The 13,923-nt window shown below is 57.7% G+C and carries 14 protein-coding genes, 1 other RNA gene and 1 riboswitch; of the genes, 14 read left to right on the top strand and 1 reads right to left on the bottom strand.

The features are described from left to right. On the top strand, positions 1 to 1,204 hold a 1,204-nt coding region (locus tag ACTTKG_RS04930; protein ID WP_442673139.1), incomplete at its 5' end, for a DUF389 domain-containing protein. A gap of 151 nt (positions 1,205 to 1,355) precedes the next feature. On the opposite strand, the gene ACTTKG_RS04925 is transcribed toward ACTTKG_RS04930, so the two are convergent. Continuing rightward, positions 1,356 to 1,892, bottom strand: coding sequence for an OstA-like protein (locus tag ACTTKG_RS04925; RefSeq protein ID WP_442673138.1), 537 nt, complete (start codon positions 1,890 to 1,892; stop codon positions 1,356 to 1,358). A 181-nt stretch (positions 1,893 to 2,073) separates the two neighbouring features. Between ACTTKG_RS04925 and ACTTKG_RS04920 the strand changes: the two genes are divergently transcribed. The 13 genes from ACTTKG_RS04920 to ACTTKG_RS04860 form a co-directional block, all read left to right on the top strand. Continuing rightward, positions 2,074 to 3,081 carry a deoxyguanosinetriphosphate triphosphohydrolase gene (locus ACTTKG_RS04920; RefSeq protein ID WP_442673137.1) on the top strand — a complete coding sequence of 336 codons (1,008 nt, stop codon included), beginning with the start codon at positions 2,074 to 2,076 and terminating at the stop codon, positions 3,079 to 3,081. A gap of 199 nt (positions 3,082 to 3,280) precedes the next feature. Next, a complete protein-coding gene (dnaG, locus tag ACTTKG_RS04915; RefSeq protein WP_442673136.1) occupies positions 3,281 to 5,065 on the top strand; it encodes a DNA primase in 1,785 nt (594 codons plus the stop codon). A gap of 78 nt (positions 5,066 to 5,143) precedes the next feature. Continuing rightward, entirely contained in the window at positions 5,144 to 6,277 is a 1,134-nt protein-coding gene (gene rpoD, locus ACTTKG_RS04910) for an RNA polymerase sigma factor RpoD (RefSeq protein ID WP_442673135.1), read from the top strand. Between the two features lie 5 nt (positions 6,278 to 6,282). After that, positions 6,283 to 7,014 (top strand): tRNA (adenine(22)-N(1))-methyltransferase, encoded by a 732-nt coding sequence (locus ACTTKG_RS04905; protein ID WP_442673134.1) that lies wholly within the window; start codon positions 6,283 to 6,285, stop codon positions 7,012 to 7,014. Beyond that, positions 7,008 to 7,799: a Nif3-like dinuclear metal center hexameric protein gene (locus ACTTKG_RS04900; RefSeq protein WP_442673133.1), complete on the top strand. Its 792-nt coding sequence runs from the start codon at positions 7,008 to 7,010 to the stop codon at positions 7,797 to 7,799. Before ACTTKG_RS04905 ends, ACTTKG_RS04900 begins: the two co-directional genes overlap by 7 nt. Positions 7,800 to 7,921: 122 nt before the next feature. Then, an RNA gene (gene rnpB / locus ACTTKG_RS04895) (RNase P RNA component class A) lies at positions 7,922 to 8,279 on the top strand. Between the two features lie 27 nt (positions 8,280 to 8,306). Beyond that, positions 8,307 to 8,481, top strand: a riboswitch (cyclic di-AMP (ydaO/yuaA leader). 48 nt (positions 8,482 to 8,529) lie between these two features. Next, the gene (locus ACTTKG_RS04890; RefSeq protein WP_442673140.1) at positions 8,530 to 9,150 is read left to right on the top strand and encodes a C40 family peptidase; all 621 of its coding nucleotides are present in this window, start codon (positions 8,530 to 8,532) and stop codon (positions 9,148 to 9,150) included. A 217-nt stretch (positions 9,151 to 9,367) separates the two neighbouring features. Next, a complete protein-coding gene (locus ACTTKG_RS04885) occupies positions 9,368 to 9,733 on the top strand; it encodes a dihydropteroate synthase (protein ID WP_442673132.1) in 366 nt (121 codons plus the stop codon). Between the two features lie 20 nt (positions 9,734 to 9,753). Then, positions 9,754 to 10,116, top strand: a complete 363-nt coding sequence (gene folB, locus ACTTKG_RS04880; RefSeq protein WP_442673131.1) for a dihydroneopterin aldolase — start codon at positions 9,754 to 9,756, stop codon at positions 10,114 to 10,116. Between the two features lie 6 nt (positions 10,117 to 10,122). Continuing rightward, the gene (locus ACTTKG_RS04875) at positions 10,123 to 10,326 is read left to right on the top strand and encodes a hypothetical protein (protein ID WP_442673130.1); all 204 of its coding nucleotides are present in this window, start codon (positions 10,123 to 10,125) and stop codon (positions 10,324 to 10,326) included. Between the two features lie 123 nt (positions 10,327 to 10,449). Further along, the gene (gene dprA / locus ACTTKG_RS04870) at positions 10,450 to 11,271 is read left to right on the top strand and encodes a DNA-processing protein DprA (protein ID WP_442673129.1); all 822 of its coding nucleotides are present in this window, start codon (positions 10,450 to 10,452) and stop codon (positions 11,269 to 11,271) included. 35 nt (positions 11,272 to 11,306) lie between these two features. After that, positions 11,307 to 13,631, top strand: a complete 2,325-nt coding sequence (gene topA / locus ACTTKG_RS04865; RefSeq protein WP_442673128.1) for a type I DNA topoisomerase — start codon at positions 11,307 to 11,309, stop codon at positions 13,629 to 13,631. Further along, positions 13,628 to 13,923, top strand: a 296-nt coding sequence (locus ACTTKG_RS04860) for an FAD-dependent oxidoreductase (protein WP_442673127.1), incomplete at its 3' end; no start/stop codon positions are given. The genes topA and ACTTKG_RS04860, both read left to right, overlap by 4 nt.

The raw sequence follows: 13,923 nt of genomic DNA, 5'->3' as shown, positions 1-13,923 counted from the left end.
CAGCACGGCGGTCATCATCGGCGCGATGCTGATCTCTCCGCTGATGGGGTCGATCTTGGGTATCGGCTATGGCCTTGCCCGATATGACAGCACATATATCCGCTCTAGTGCAGGCAGTCTGTTGGCCCAAGTGCTCATTTCGGTTGCCACATCGGCACTTTATTTTTCCCTTACGCCCATAGATTCACCTTCGTCGGAACTGCTTGCACGGACATCACCGACCATCTGGGATGTTTTGATCGCTGTTTTCGGTGGACTGGCAGGCATCATCGGTATAACACGTAAAGAAGGTGGAAATGTCATCCCCGGCGTTGCGATTGCGACGGCTCTCATGCCTCCTCTCTGTACCGCAGGATACGGCATTGCTACGGGTGTGACTGCGTATACCGTAGGTGCGTTATATCTTTTCTTCATCAATAGTTTCTTTATCTGTTTGACTGCATTCAGTGTCCTGAAAATCATTGACATTCCATCCAAGATCGAGCGGGACTCCGTGGAATTTTCAAGACAGAAACGCTACCTGCTGACATTTGCCATACTTGTCACATTGCCCAGTTGTTTCTTTGCGTATCAGAGCGTGCAGGAAAATCTGGAGAGCGAGCAGGCGAAGATTTATATCGAGGAGAATTTCAAAGTGCCGCCTCATCTGGCGATCTCCTATACCTTGGATAGTGAGGAGAAAATATTGACGGTATTTACGATTGCCGGAATATCGGAGGATGATTTGACAGTATTGACGGAGAAACTGCATGAAAAGGCACATCTCAGACCTTTCCGTCTGGAGGTTTTTTCTGCGGAAACGGTGGAAGAGCGGGAAAAGATGGAGGCGATGATCGATCAGAGACTCAGCGAGGTTGAAAAAAGAGCCATTCCTTCCGTACAGGAACAACAGACAGTGACCGCACTCAAATCTGCTCGAGAGGAAAGTGAAAAGCAGGGCACTTATATATTGGACTGGAATCGTGAGGCACGTATCGTGTTCCCGGAAATCTCCCGCATCGCCGTTGGGAGTGTGCGCGGCCCTGCTGCGACTGCAGATCCATCGGCTTCTCTGAGTGAAATGCCGATTGCTTTTATATACTTGAAGGCCAATATGGACGAAGCGTTGCGTGCTCGTTTGACCGAATGGATTTCCACTAAGGCGCAGCGCCGTGTACAGGTGCAGTTCTTCCCCGAATCCACACAGGCAGAGGGAAAAATGTAACGATATTGCCGAGTCAATGTTCAACGAGTCGTTGGGCAGACGCCAAAAAGCCCGCTCAGTCCCCGTGAGTAAGAGGAATGGGTGGGCTTCAGTTTGTGAAATCTCGTGTTCGTTTCGACGGTGCGGTGTGAAGAAGGACGTGTACTGCAGCTTAGAGTAGCTCATCTTTCGCGACGTCGTAGAATGCGTGCTCCGCCTTGATCTCGCGTTTGCCTTGCTGGATTTTTACGTTGTCGTCGAATTGTGCGATTTGGGTGTCCCAGTTGAAGAGTCCGCGATCTGCCTGAATCGTGAATTTGGGGCGCTCAAGACGGACGTTGCCGTCGACGGCTGCTTCGTGCGTCTTGCCGATGACGTGCGCTTTGTCGCCTGTGAGCTTCAAGCCGTCCTGCGAGACGCTGACGTTGCCCTCGCACCAGACTTCGAAGTCCGATGAGTTCACGCCGCTTTGGGCGTCGAAGGAGCCGTTTTTCAGATACTTGAGCGCCGTTGCAAGATCGACTTCGGCATGGTCGGCTTGGAAGGTGCAGCCGTTGGCGACGATGCGTATGTTGCCGTCAAAGACGCAGCGGCCTGAGGCGAAGTCGAGGTTGTAGGAGTCGAAAGAGAAGTTTGGCGCGGCAAGAGCCGCAGCGCTCCAAGCGAGCAGAACGAACAGCATGAGAATAGAGACAAGGCTTTTTTTCATAACGATGCTTCCTTTCCTTGACGGGAGAAGTGCTTTTCCTGCGAGGTCCTTTCCCTAATCATACAGCAAGCGGACAGCTTTTTCCAGCGAATTTTCTTTAAAGGATGCTTTTCGGCAGGATAAAAGGCTTTTTTGCCGTATTAGTTGATATATGAAAAGAGCAGAAGAAGGAGGCCGGCAGATGACGATACGGGAAAAGCGCGAGGCATTGGAATATGAGATGCTTTCACCGCTCGCGGCGAAGAGCAGGGAAAGCCGCAGGCGAACGCCGATTGCGCCGTGCCCCTTCCGCACGGACTTTCAGCGTGACCGCGACCGCATTCTGCATTCGAAGGCGTTCCGCCGTCTGAAGCGCAAGACGCAGGTCTATATCGTCTCGGGCGACCACTATCGCACGCGCATGACGCACAGCTTGGAGGTGTCGCAGATCGCGCGCACGATCGCGCGAGGACTTTTCCTCAACGAGGATTTGACGGAGGCGATCGCGCTTGGGCACGACGTCGGGCATACGCCGTTCGGTCATGCAGGTGAGGCGGCGATGGCGGAGATCCTCGGTCATTTTTCGCACAACGAGCAGAGTTTGCGCGTCGTCGAGTATCTTGAGCGCGAGGGTGAGGGGCTGAATCTGACCTTCGAGGTCAAGGACGGCATCGTCAACCACACGGGCAAGCACTTGCCCAAGACGCTCGAAGGACGCATTGTGCGCATCGCTGATCGCATCGCGTATCTATGCCACGATTACGATGACAGCCTGCGTGCGGGGATGCTGCAGGCTGGCGATTTGCCCGCTGTCGTTTACGCGAGGCTCGGTCATACGACGTCGGAGATGATCACGGGCATGGTTTCTGATCTCATCATGTATTCGGCGAAGCAGGAGGATATTGCCCTATCGCCCGCCATGCAGGAGGTCATGAATGCCTTTCGCGCGTTTATGTTCAAGCACATCTATCACTCGGAGCGATTGGCGCGTGAGCGGCAGCAGGCGGTTTTCGTCCTGCGTGAGCTTTATGCGCACTATATGGAGCGTTTCGATGAGCTGCCTGAAGAGTTTCGTCGGCATGAGGCGCGCTGGGGCAGGCAGCAGACTGTCGTTGATTATGTGGCGGGGCTTAGTGATAACTATGCCGTGCATACGTTCGCACGGATTTTCATGCCGCCCGTCGGTTTTTCCGTGCCGGGTGACGGATGATTTTCCGGCAGTTTTCCTGCAGGCGTCTTTTCGTGGCGTCGGGCAAATTTTTCTTGCGGTACGGAAAAAAAGAGGATATTTTTGTTTTGTAGGGAATATAAAACGTAGTGGAATTTGCGTGGGGGATTTGCCCCTTTTCCGAGGCGTTTTCGAACAGCGCTGACAGGCAAAGAGAGGGAGCAGCGGAGGATGAAGAAGCATGAGGAATGAGGCGATGGATGCTTTCGTCGAACGCGTACGCGCGGATTCTGACATCGTTGCCGTCGTTTCTTCCTATGTCGCGTTGAAGAAAAAAGGAAACCGCTACTGGGGCTGCTGCCCTTTTCACCACGAGAACACCCCGTCCTTTTCGGTGGTTCCCGAGCAGGGATTTTTTTATTGCTTCGGCTGCCATGTCGGGGGAAATGTGTTCAAGTTCCTCTCCCTTATCGAGAATATTCCTTATTTTGATGCAATCAAATGGCAGGCGGAAAAGCTCAACATTCCTTTGCCGCAGCGTGAACGAAGCGCATCTCAAATGGCGCGGGACAAGAAGATCGAGGAGCTTCGCCGCGTGCATGAAATGGCGCAGGCGTTTTTCCACAACTGCCTGACGAAAACGCATTACGGCGATGCGGCAAAAGCGTATCTTGCAGGACGCGGCATCGACGCGTCGATCATCGAGGCGTTTGGCATCGGCTGTGCGCCGCCTGCATGGGATAAGCTCGCCGTCGCTTTTCAAAAGCGAGGCGTCCCGCCGGCTCTTTTGGAAGAGAGCGGACTTGTGACGAAGCGGCAAAAGTCTGACGGTTACTATGATCGTTTCCGTGACCGCGCGATCATCCCGATCCGTGATGCACGCGGGCGTGTCGTAGCGTTCGGCGGGCGCATTCTTTCTATGGGTGAACCGAAGTATTTGAATTCGCCCGAGACTTTGATTTTCAATAAGCGTCGTCTGCTCTTCGGTCTGGATCGTGCGCACCGTGCGATTGCACGCGCGGGATTTGCCGTCATCGTCGAGGGTTATATGGATGCGATTTCCGTCGCGGCGGCGGGCATCGAAAATGTCGTCGCTTCTCTCGGCACGGCGTTTACGGCGGAGCAGGCGAGACTTCTGCTCCGCTATGCGCCGGAGCTGCGCTTTTGCTACGACAGCGATGCTGCGGGGCAGGAGGCGACGCTGCGTGCGCTCGCCGTCGCGCGGGACGTCGGCGCAGCGGTCAAGGTGCTGCGTGTGCCTGACGGCAAGGATCCTGACGAGTACATCCGAAAGTACGGCAAAGAAGCCTTTCAAACGCTTATCGAAGCGGCGCTGCCCTATGTGGAGTACCGTATGATGCGCGTTTTGGAGGCGGCGGACAAGGAGAGTCTGCAGGGCAGGCTCGACGCGCTTTCGTCGCTCTTGCCCGTGTTTGCTGAAGTCAAGAGTCCGGCGGAGCTTGGCAGCTACATCGTGCGTACAGCGCGTGAGCTGACGCTCGACGAAGGTCTGATTCGCGCCGAGATTGGACGCGCGGGCGGCTCTCTTGCATCGCCTGCGGCTGCGCGGGAGACGACGCGGCGGGCGTTCAAGAAGGCGGACGACGCACTGCGCCGAGCGGGGCGCGTCGTGCTTGCAACGGCGTGGCGCGATGCACCGATCACGGAGCATATCGCTGCGCTTGTACCGTTTGCGGCGTTTCCGACCGCAGAGCAGACGCAGGCGCTTTCTTGGCTGCATGATCTTCACGTGGCGGGCGAAGCGCCGACGGATGCACGCGCACAGGCGGAGCTTACGGAGGCGGCGATCGCCGAGATCAGCCGTGCGCTTGCTGAAGATACGGCTGCGGCAGACGCGCTTGAGGCTTACGACGACTCTATGCGCCGCCTGCGCAAGGCGTACCTCGCGCAGCTTTATGAGGAGCATACGCGGCGCGCTGATCAATGGGAAAAAGAGAACGATGCGCGATTCTTGCAGGAATTAGCGCAGATTCAGCGAATAAAGAACGAAATGGAAGGGCTATGAGCAGAAAAAGAGCATTTTCCAGCGCGGGCGGCCTTGTCCCGCATGACGAAATGAGCAGCAGAAAGGAGGCGCGATTCCATGGCGGAGGAAACGAATAAGGCGGCTCTCGGCGTGGACAAGAAGCCGACACAGAGCTCTGCCATCGTGTCGAGCCTGCTCGCCAAAGGGCGGGGAAACGGCGGCGTGCTGACCTATGGCGAGCTGATGACGGCATTGCAGGAGCAAGAACTCTCGCCGGATGAAATCGACGACCTTTACGAAGCATTCAGCAACAAAGGCATTGAGATCGTGGACGACTCGAACCGCGGGCAAGTGGATGTGGACGAGGATAAGGTCGAAGTCGAGGAAGAGGCGGACATCGATCTGAGCATTCCCGAGGGCATCAGCATCGACGATCCCGTGCGCATGTACCTCAAGGAGATCGGCCGCGTACCGCTCCTTTCCGCCGATGAGGAGATCGCTCTTGCCAAGCGCATGGAAGCGGGCGACGAAGAAGCGCAGAAGGAGCTTGCAGAGGCGAATCTGCGTCTCGTCGTGAGCATCGCCAAACGCTACGTCGGCAGAGGGATGCTCTTCCTCGATCTCATCCAAGAGGGGAACCTCGGACTTATCAAGGCGGTTGAAAAGTTCGACTACAACAAGGGGTATAAGTTCAGCACTTACGCGACGTGGTGGATTCGGCAGGCGATCACGCGCGCCATCGCCGATCAGGCGCGTACGATCCGCATCCCCGTCCACATGGTCGAGACGATCAATAAGCTGATTCGCGTCTCACGGCAGCTTTTGCAGCAGCTCGGGCGCGAACCGTCGCCCGAGGAGGTCGCCGAGGCGATGGAGATCAGCGTAGAGCGCGTGCGCGAAATCATGAAGATCGCGCAGGAGCCTGTGTCGCTGGAAACGCCGATCGGTGAGGAGGAGGACTCCCACCTCGGCGACTTCATCGAGGATCAAGACGCGCCCGCACCGGCGGAAGCTGCGTCCTTCATGCTCCTCAAAGAGCAGCTCGAAGAAGTCCTCGACACCTTGACCGAGCGTGAGGAGCGTGTTCTGCGCCTGCGCTTTGGACTTGACGACGGCAGGGCGCGTACGCTTGAGGAAGTCGGACAGAACTTCGGCGTGACGCGCGAGCGCATCCGCCAGATTGAGGCGAAGGCTCTCAGGAAGCTGCGCCATCCGAGCCGCAGCCGCAAACTCAAGGATTTTCTCGATTGATTTGAATGATGAAGGCAGTTCGTCAAGATGAAAAAGGGGCGGTGACGGTGCAGGAACTCGATGAGCGTCTTGCTGCCGTCGCCGCTTTTGTGCCGCTCGGCGCACGCTTTGCCGACATCGGCGCCGACCATGCGAAACTGCCGCTTGCGCTTGTCGCTATGGAAAGGATCGCGCACGCCGTCGCCGTGGAAGTGAATGAGGGGCCTTTCGCGGCGGCAGAGCGTGCCGTGCGGCTGGCAGGCTGTACGGCTGCGGTCGAGGTGCGTCTTGGCGATGGGCTTTCGGCGATCCGCCCGGGAGAGGTCGATGCCGTTGCCGTCGCGGGTATGGGCGGCTCGCTGATCGCGCGCATCCTCACAGACGGCGCCGCCGTGCTGCAGGAAGTCAAGGCGCTGATCCTGCAGCCGCAGAGCGATGCGGCGGAGCTTCGCGCGTGGCTCTATGCGCACGATTGGCACATCGCCGATGAAAGTCTTGCCCTTGCGGGCGGCAGGATCTATGAAGTGCTGCTGGCAAAGCCCGGGCGCGAGGACTTTCCTGCGCCGATTCTTCTTGAGATCGGTCCCCTGCTCTGGCAGAAGAAGCCGCCGCTTCTGCGCGCGCATATTGAGCATCTCATCCTTCGCGCCCGCCGCGCCGCTTTGGGTATGGAAAAGAGCGCACGGGCAAAGGAAAGTGCGGCATATCGTGCGCTGAAAGAAAAGATTGCGTCATTGAAGGAGCGACTTATATGGTAAAATGTCAGGACGTCATGCAGGCGATGGAGCGCATCGCGCCGCGCCGCTTGGCAGAGGCATGGGACAACCCCGGGCTTCTCATCGGCTCGCCTGCCGATGAAGTAAGAAAGATCCTCGTCGCACTCGATGTGCGCGAGGAAACCATCGAACAGGCAATCGAGGATGGCTGCGATCTGATCGTCGCGCACCATCCTCTTATTTTTCGTGGGCTGAAGGCGGTGCGTACGGACGATGCGACGGGACGCAAGATCGCGCGTCTCATCCGGGCGGATATCGCCGTCTTTGCTGCGCATACGAATCTCGACAGTGCAGCGGGCGGCGTCAACGATGTGCTTGCCGAGCGGCTGGGGCTTGTCTCGCCTGTGTCGCTCGTCGATGGCGCGGCAGACGGCGAGCCGGGACTCGGACGCATCGGTGAACTGTCCGCGCCGCTCTCTTTGGATGATTTTGCCGCGTTCGTCAAGACGCATCTCGGACTGTCTGCTCTGCGCGTCGTGTGCGCGGGCGGTCGTGCCGTTCGCCGCGTCGCTCTCTGCGGCGGCAGCGGCGCCGAATTCATCGGCAGGGCGGCGGCGAAGGGCGCCGACGTCTATGTGACGGGCGATGTGAAATATCACGACGCTGAACGCGCCGTAGGGCTGGGAATCCATGTCCTTGACGCCGGTCATTTTGCGACGGAACAGCCGATCGTCGCCAGCTTGGCTGCACGGCTGGCAAACGCGCTGGGGAAAGCGGTGGAAATCGTCGCTGAAACAAGATCTAGTGATTTTTTTCAAACCTACTAACTATATCTATGGTGTAGGGGTGTATAGTAGATTAATTTTCTCTGATAAAAATGATGGACATACAGCTGAACTCGTTTGACAACTCGATCAGAAACTGGTATAATGGTCACGTTGTAAGTTTGCTGAGCATCCGGGCAATCGCGGGCATTTTGTCTGAGGAAAGTCCGGGCTTCATAGGGCAGCGTGCTGGATAACGTCCAGCGGGGGCAACCTTAGGGAAAGTGCCATAGAGACTTAGACCGCCGCACGGCAGGGCTGTGTTGGCAAGGGTGGAAAGGTGCGGTAAGAGCGCACCAGCAGTCAGGTGACTGGCTGGCTAGGCAAACCCCACGCGGAGCAAGACCAAATAGGGAAGGGATGAGGCGGCCCGCCGACCTTCCGGGTAGCGTCGCTTGAGCCGTCCGGCAACGGGCGGTCCAGATAAATGATTGCCACTGCCTTAAGGCAGCACAGAACCCGGCTTATAGGGTGCTCGGCAAGCAAAACAACGAGGAGCCGATACGCATAAGCGAATAAAAGCCGAATCCAGCTCAGGAGCGGGGGAACCATAGTTTTTGGGGTGAATGATGAGGCGGCTGAAGGACTGCGGATGTAATGCAAGACCGCTTTCCGGCCGCATCAAAAAGGGTGTTCTCTTCCCTAACCCGGCAGCTAACCTCGTAGGCGAAATCAGAGAGGGAGTGTCCATTTGAGTAGAGTAATGCGTATTTTCGTACTGACCACGGTTTTGATGTGTGGATTTTCCATCGCGGGGGCGTCGGCTTTCCGCATGGGCGATCAGGGGAGCGATGTAGCGGAGATTCAGGGGCAGCTGGCAAGCCTTGGATATGACGTGGCGGCGGACGGCGATTTTGGTCCCGCGACGGCAGAGGCGGTCAAGGCATTCCAGAGTGCGCACGGTCTTGAGGCTGACGGTCTCGTCGGCTCAGCGACGTACGCGGCGCTTCTCGGCAAGAACATGCCGGAAGTGAGCCGCGGTTCGAACTATATCTCGCGCCGCATCATCTCGGATTCGATGCAGTATCTCGGTGTACCGTATGTATTCGGCGGCACGACGCCGAGCGGTTTTGACTGCTCGGGCTATGTGCGCTATGTGTTCGCCAATGCCGGCGTCTATCTGCCGCGCATGGCAGACGAGCAGTTTGAGGTCGGCGTTCCCGTTTCGACCGATGAGCTCGTCGCAGGCGACCTCGTCTTTTTCTCGACATACACCTACGGTGCATCGCATGTCGGCATCTATCTTGGCGACGGCAACTTCATCAACGCATCATCGAGCCGCGGCGTAGCGATCGATTCGCTTTACAGCTCTTACTGGGGGTCCTGCTATATCGGGGCTCGCCGGGTGATGTAATCTTCTTTGAAAGGAGGCGCAAGCCTCCTTCTTTTTTTGCGTAAGCGGCTCTCTTACCTCGTGAAAAGCTCGTCCCAGAATGTATAGGCGAGCATGAGGAAGATGAGGAAGAGCAGGAATATGTCGCTCATGGATTTCACCTCGTTGAAATTTTTCGTACCTTTTCCTTCCTCTTTATGATACAATGAGAGGAAATGAAGCGCAAGGGGGGGATTTCATGGAGCGAAGGAGCTTTGTGCTTGAGCGTATGGAGCCTTGGAATGCGGAAGCGGCGGCAGAGGTCATGCGCGAGATCGGCTGCACGGAAGCGGGTGTCAAGATCATGCGTGACAAGGCGGTTTTCTGCGTGATTCGCGTGCACGATCTGCCGACGAAGGCGGCGAACGTCGTCAAGCAGACGTTTCTCTCGAAAGGAGCGGACGCCGCTGTTTCGCGCCATGCCGTCGACCTCAGCGAGGAGCGCACGGATGTGCTGATCTTCGCGACGCTCGCGCAGTATCGTGCGGCAGTTGCCGTGCTTATGCGTCAGCCGTGGGGGCTTGACGTCTTGGCGCGGGACATTCTCGCACTTTTAGGGATTTAGAGCTAAGGAGAGTGGTTTTTGTGGCAAAGATCAGATTGATGAACATGATGTTTTATGGCTTCCAGGGCGTTTATGAATATGAGAAGGAGCAAGGCGCGAAGCTCAACGTCGATGTAGAGATGGTGACGCGCGACGATAAGGCGTGTGATACGGATCGTCTGGAGGACGGCGCCATTGATGCCGCGACTGTCTACCCCTTGATTCAAGATACGGTGGAAGAAACGAAGGTAAATCTCTTGATGACGCTTGCGGCAAAGACGGGCGATCGTATTTTACAGAAGTTCCCGCAGGTCGTCGAAGTCACGACGCGCATCCGCAAGAATGCCGTGCTCATTCACGGCCCGCTGGACTTTGTTGAGGTCGAGGTCACGCGCAGGGCGTAAGATGCTGTGCAGCAGAATTTGGCGTGCATGAAGGTGAAAAAGATCGGACGAGAGGAGATGCGTCATGGAGCGTTTCTTTTTGGCGGCTCTTTGCCGTGCGCCTCATGTGGGCAGCCGTATCGCTGCGTCTCTTCTGCGCGGCTTGGGAACGGCGCAGGATGTTTGGCGGGCGGATGTGACGGCGCTCAGGGCGGCAGGGCTTTCGCTTGAGCGAGCCGCCGCGCTGCATGATTTTGCCGCAAGAACGAAACGCTTCCTGAGAAAATCGCTGAGACTTGTGAGAAAGCCGGCATACGGCTGTTCATTCCGACGGATGGGGCGTATCCTGCGCTTTTGCGGGAGATTTACGATCCGCCGCAGACGCTCTTTTGCCGCGGGTCCCTCGATTGCCTCAAACAAACTGCTGTCGCTATGGTCGGCGCACGTCATGCGAGCGCTTATGGCAAAAGCGCGGCGGAGGATATCGCGCTCGGTCTTGCCGAGCGCGGTTTTGTCGTCGTGAGCGGTGCGGCGCGCGGCATCGACACGGCTTCGCACAAGGGGGCTTTGAAGGCTGGCGCGACGGTCGCCGTGCTCGGCTGCGGCGTCGATGTCGCTTATCCGCGCGAGAATGCGCGGCTTTTAGCGGAGATTGCCGAAAAGGGCGCGGTCATTTCCGAATATGCGCCGGGGACAGCGCCGTTTGCAGCGTTCTTCCCCGCGCGAAATCGCATCATCAGCGGTATTGCACGCGGCACGATCGTCGTCGAGGCGGCGGAAAAGAGCGGTTCTTTGATCACGGCGGAGTTCGCCTTGAGCGAGGGGCGCGATGTCTTTGCCGTGCCGGGCAGCATCTATTCGGCGATGAGCTGCGGCTGTCATCGCTTGATTCAGCAGGGGGCGCGGCTTGTCGTCTCAGCGGCGGACGTTGCCGCCGAGTACACAGGCGGGGCAGCGGAGGAAAGCGCGCCGCCGCAGGATTTGACGGAAGAGGAAGCGGCGGTCTATGCGCTCCTTTCGCGCGAGGAAGCGCGTTCTTTGGACGAGCTGATCTGCCGCCTGCAAGGCAAGGCGGCGAACGTCGCGTTTCTCCTGTTGGGGCTGCGCGTCAAAGGGCTGGTCGAAGAAACACCCATGCGCACCTATATCCGCAGCGCCGCAGGGAAACATCTTTGAGCATGAAGTATATGAGTATCTGAGGAGGGGCGATCTTGCCGACAGCGCAGAAAAAGACGCCGCAGGAAAAGAATACGGAAGTCGTGGAGAAAACAGTAAAGAAAGCAAGGAAAACGGCTGCAGCGAAAACGACGGCGAAAAAATCCGCTGCGAAAAAAACGGCTGCAAAAACAACGAGGAAAAGTGCGCCTAAGACTTTGGTCGTTGTCGAGTCGCCTGCAAAGGCTAAGACGATTGAAAAGTATCTCGGTAAAAAATACATGGTGCGGGCATCTATGGGGCATCTGCGCGATCTCCCGAAGAGCCAGTTCGGCATCGACGTCGAGCATGATTTTGCGCCGAAGTACATCAACATTCGCGGCAAGGGCGATCTCATCAAGGCGCTCAAAAAGGATGCGAAGCACGCAGACAAGATCTATCTCGCAAGCGATCCCGACCGCGAAGGCGAGGCGATCGCATGGCATCTCGCCTACATCTTGGGGCTTGACCCGCAGGAGAATTGCCGCATCGTGTTCAACGAGATCACGAAGCCCGCGATACAGGCGGCGGTCAAGGAACCGTACCCGATCAACCTCGACCGTGTGGATGCACAGCAGGCGCGTCGTATGCTCGACCGCATCGTCGGCTATAAGCTCAGCCCGCTCCTCTGGCGCAAGATCAAGAAGGGGCTTTCCGCCGGCCGCGTGCAGTCGGTGACGGTCAAGCTGATCTGCGACCGCGAAAAGGAGATTCAGGCGTTCGTGCCCGAGGAATATTGGACGGTTGGCATGAAGCTCAAGAAGGAGCGCGGCGCGCAGTTTACCGCCGAACTTGCGACCGTCGATGGCAAGAAGCTCGCGCTGCACTCGAAGGAGGAGACGGACGCGCTCGTCGAAGATATCGCGCGTCAGAAACTCTCTGTCAAAGAGGTCAAGAAGCGCGAGCGCAGGCGCAATCCCGTCGCGCCGTTTACGACGAGCAGTATGCAGCAGGACGCGTCGAGAAAGCTTGGCTTCACGTCGCGCCGCACGATGATGTTCGCCCAGCAGCTCTATGAGGGCGTCGAGCTGGGCAGGCGCGGCCCCGTCGGTCTCATCACCTACATGCGCACGGATTCGACGCGCCTTTCGGATCTCGCGCTCGATGAGGTGCGCGACTACGTCGGCGCTTCGTTCGGCGCTGATTACTTGCCCGAAAAACCTAATGTCTATGCGGCGGGCAAGAAAGCGCAGGACGCGCACGAGGCGATTCGTCCGACGAGCGTAGAGAACACGCCGGAGCTTATGGGAAAATATCTGACCCGCGATCAGCTTCGCCTTTACACCTTGATCTGGCAGCGCTTCGTTGCGAGCCAGATGACGCCCGCCGTATTCGATACGGTGAGCGTCAGCGTGGCGGCGGGGGAACGCTACATCGCGCGCGCATCCGGCTCGACGCTGAAGTTCGCGGGCTTCCTCGCCGTCTATGCGGACAATAAGAAGGAAAAGGACGTGCTCTTGCCCGAGCTTGCGGCAGGCGAAGCGCTTTCCCTCGTGCGCCTTCTGCCCGAGCAGCACTTCACTGAGCCGCCGCCGCGCTATAACGAGGCCTCGCTCGTCAAAACACTGGAGGAAAAAGACATCGGCCGCCCGAGCACCTATGCGCCGATTATCGAAACGATCTTGATGCGCGGCTATGTCGTGCGGCAGGAGAAGCACTTTCAGCCGACAGATCTCGGCTTCCTCGTCAACGATATGCTCGAAGAACATTTCAAGGACATCGTTGATGTGCAGTTCACGGCGGGATTGGAAAACGAGCTGGACGAGATCGCCGAAGGCAAAGTGGACAAGAACGATCTTCTACGTACCTTTTACGAGCCGTTTGAAAAGACGCTCGCCAAGGCAGATGAAGCGATCGGCGAAATCGAGATTCCCGAAGAAGTTTCCGATGTCCTATGTGAAAAGTGCGGCAGAAACATGGTCGTCAAGCAAGGTCGCTATGGCAAATTCCTCGCGTGCCCGGGGTTCCCCGATTGCCGCAACACGAAGCCGCTCTTAAAGGATACGGGCGTGCCGTGCCCGAAGTGCGGCGGCAAGATCGTCGAGCGACGCTCAAGGCGCGGACAGGCATTCTACGGCTGCGAGAATTATCCCGATTGCGATTATGTGACGTGGGATCAGCCGCTCTTGGAAAAGTGTCCGGAGTGCGGCGCGTTCATGCTGCGCCATCGCTACAAGAACGGCAGGATTCTGCCCTATTGCAGCAACGAAACATGCAAGACGCGCATCGACCATCCGATCAATAAGGAAATCGAAAAAAGCCGCGCACGCCTAGAAGCGAAGCGGGCGAAAGAAGCGGCGGCAGCAGCGGAAAAAGCGATGCAGACGGAGGCAACGACGTGAAGAGGGTCATCATCGTGGGCGCGGGGCTTGCCGGCAGTGAAGCCGCATGGCAGGCAGCCAAAAGCGGCGCAGAGGTCACGCTCTATGAGATGCGCCCCGCATCTTCAAGCCCCGCGCACAAGACGGCGGACTTCGCCGAACTCGTTTGCAGCAATTCGCTGCGCGGCGCAGGGCTTGAGAACGCCGTCGGTGTCTTGAAAGAGGAGATGCGCCGCATGGATTCTCTCATCATGGCGGCGGCGGACGCGACTCGCGTGCCGGCAGGCGGTGCGCTCGCCGTCGATCGCGAGGG

Source organism: Selenomonas sp. (assembly GCF_052169755.1).
Classification (GTDB): domain Bacteria; phylum Bacillota; class Negativicutes; order Selenomonadales; family Selenomonadaceae; genus Selenomonas.
The sequence above is the reverse complement of the archived record's forward strand: the minus strand, read 5'-3'. Positions and strand labels throughout refer to the sequence as shown.

What these genes read in the sequence shown, in the direction of transcription:
- ACTTKG_RS04925 (WP_442673138.1), bottom strand. Translation starts at nt 1,892, where the DNA reads ATGAAAAAAAGCCTTGTCTCTATTCTCATGCTGTTCGTTCTGCTCGCT.
- ACTTKG_RS04920 (WP_442673137.1), top strand. Translation starts at nt 2,074, where the DNA reads ATGACGATACGGGAAAAGCGCGAGGCATTGGAATATGAGATGCTTTCA.
- dnaG (WP_442673136.1), top strand. Translation starts at nt 3,281, where the DNA reads ATGAGGAATGAGGCGATGGATGCTTTCGTCGAACGCGTACGCGCGGAT.
- rpoD (WP_442673135.1), top strand. Translation starts at nt 5,144, where the DNA reads ATGGCGGAGGAAACGAATAAGGCGGCTCTCGGCGTGGACAAGAAGCCG.
- ACTTKG_RS04905 (WP_442673134.1), top strand. Translation starts at nt 6,283, where the DNA reads ATGATGAAGGCAGTTCGTCAAGATGAAAAAGGGGCGGTGACGGTGCAG.
- ACTTKG_RS04900 (WP_442673133.1), top strand. Translation starts at nt 7,008, where the DNA reads ATGGTAAAATGTCAGGACGTCATGCAGGCGATGGAGCGCATCGCGCCG.
- ACTTKG_RS04890 (WP_442673140.1), top strand. Translation starts at nt 8,530, where the DNA reads ATGTGTGGATTTTCCATCGCGGGGGCGTCGGCTTTCCGCATGGGCGAT.
- ACTTKG_RS04885 (WP_442673132.1), top strand. Translation starts at nt 9,368, where the DNA reads ATGGAGCGAAGGAGCTTTGTGCTTGAGCGTATGGAGCCTTGGAATGCG.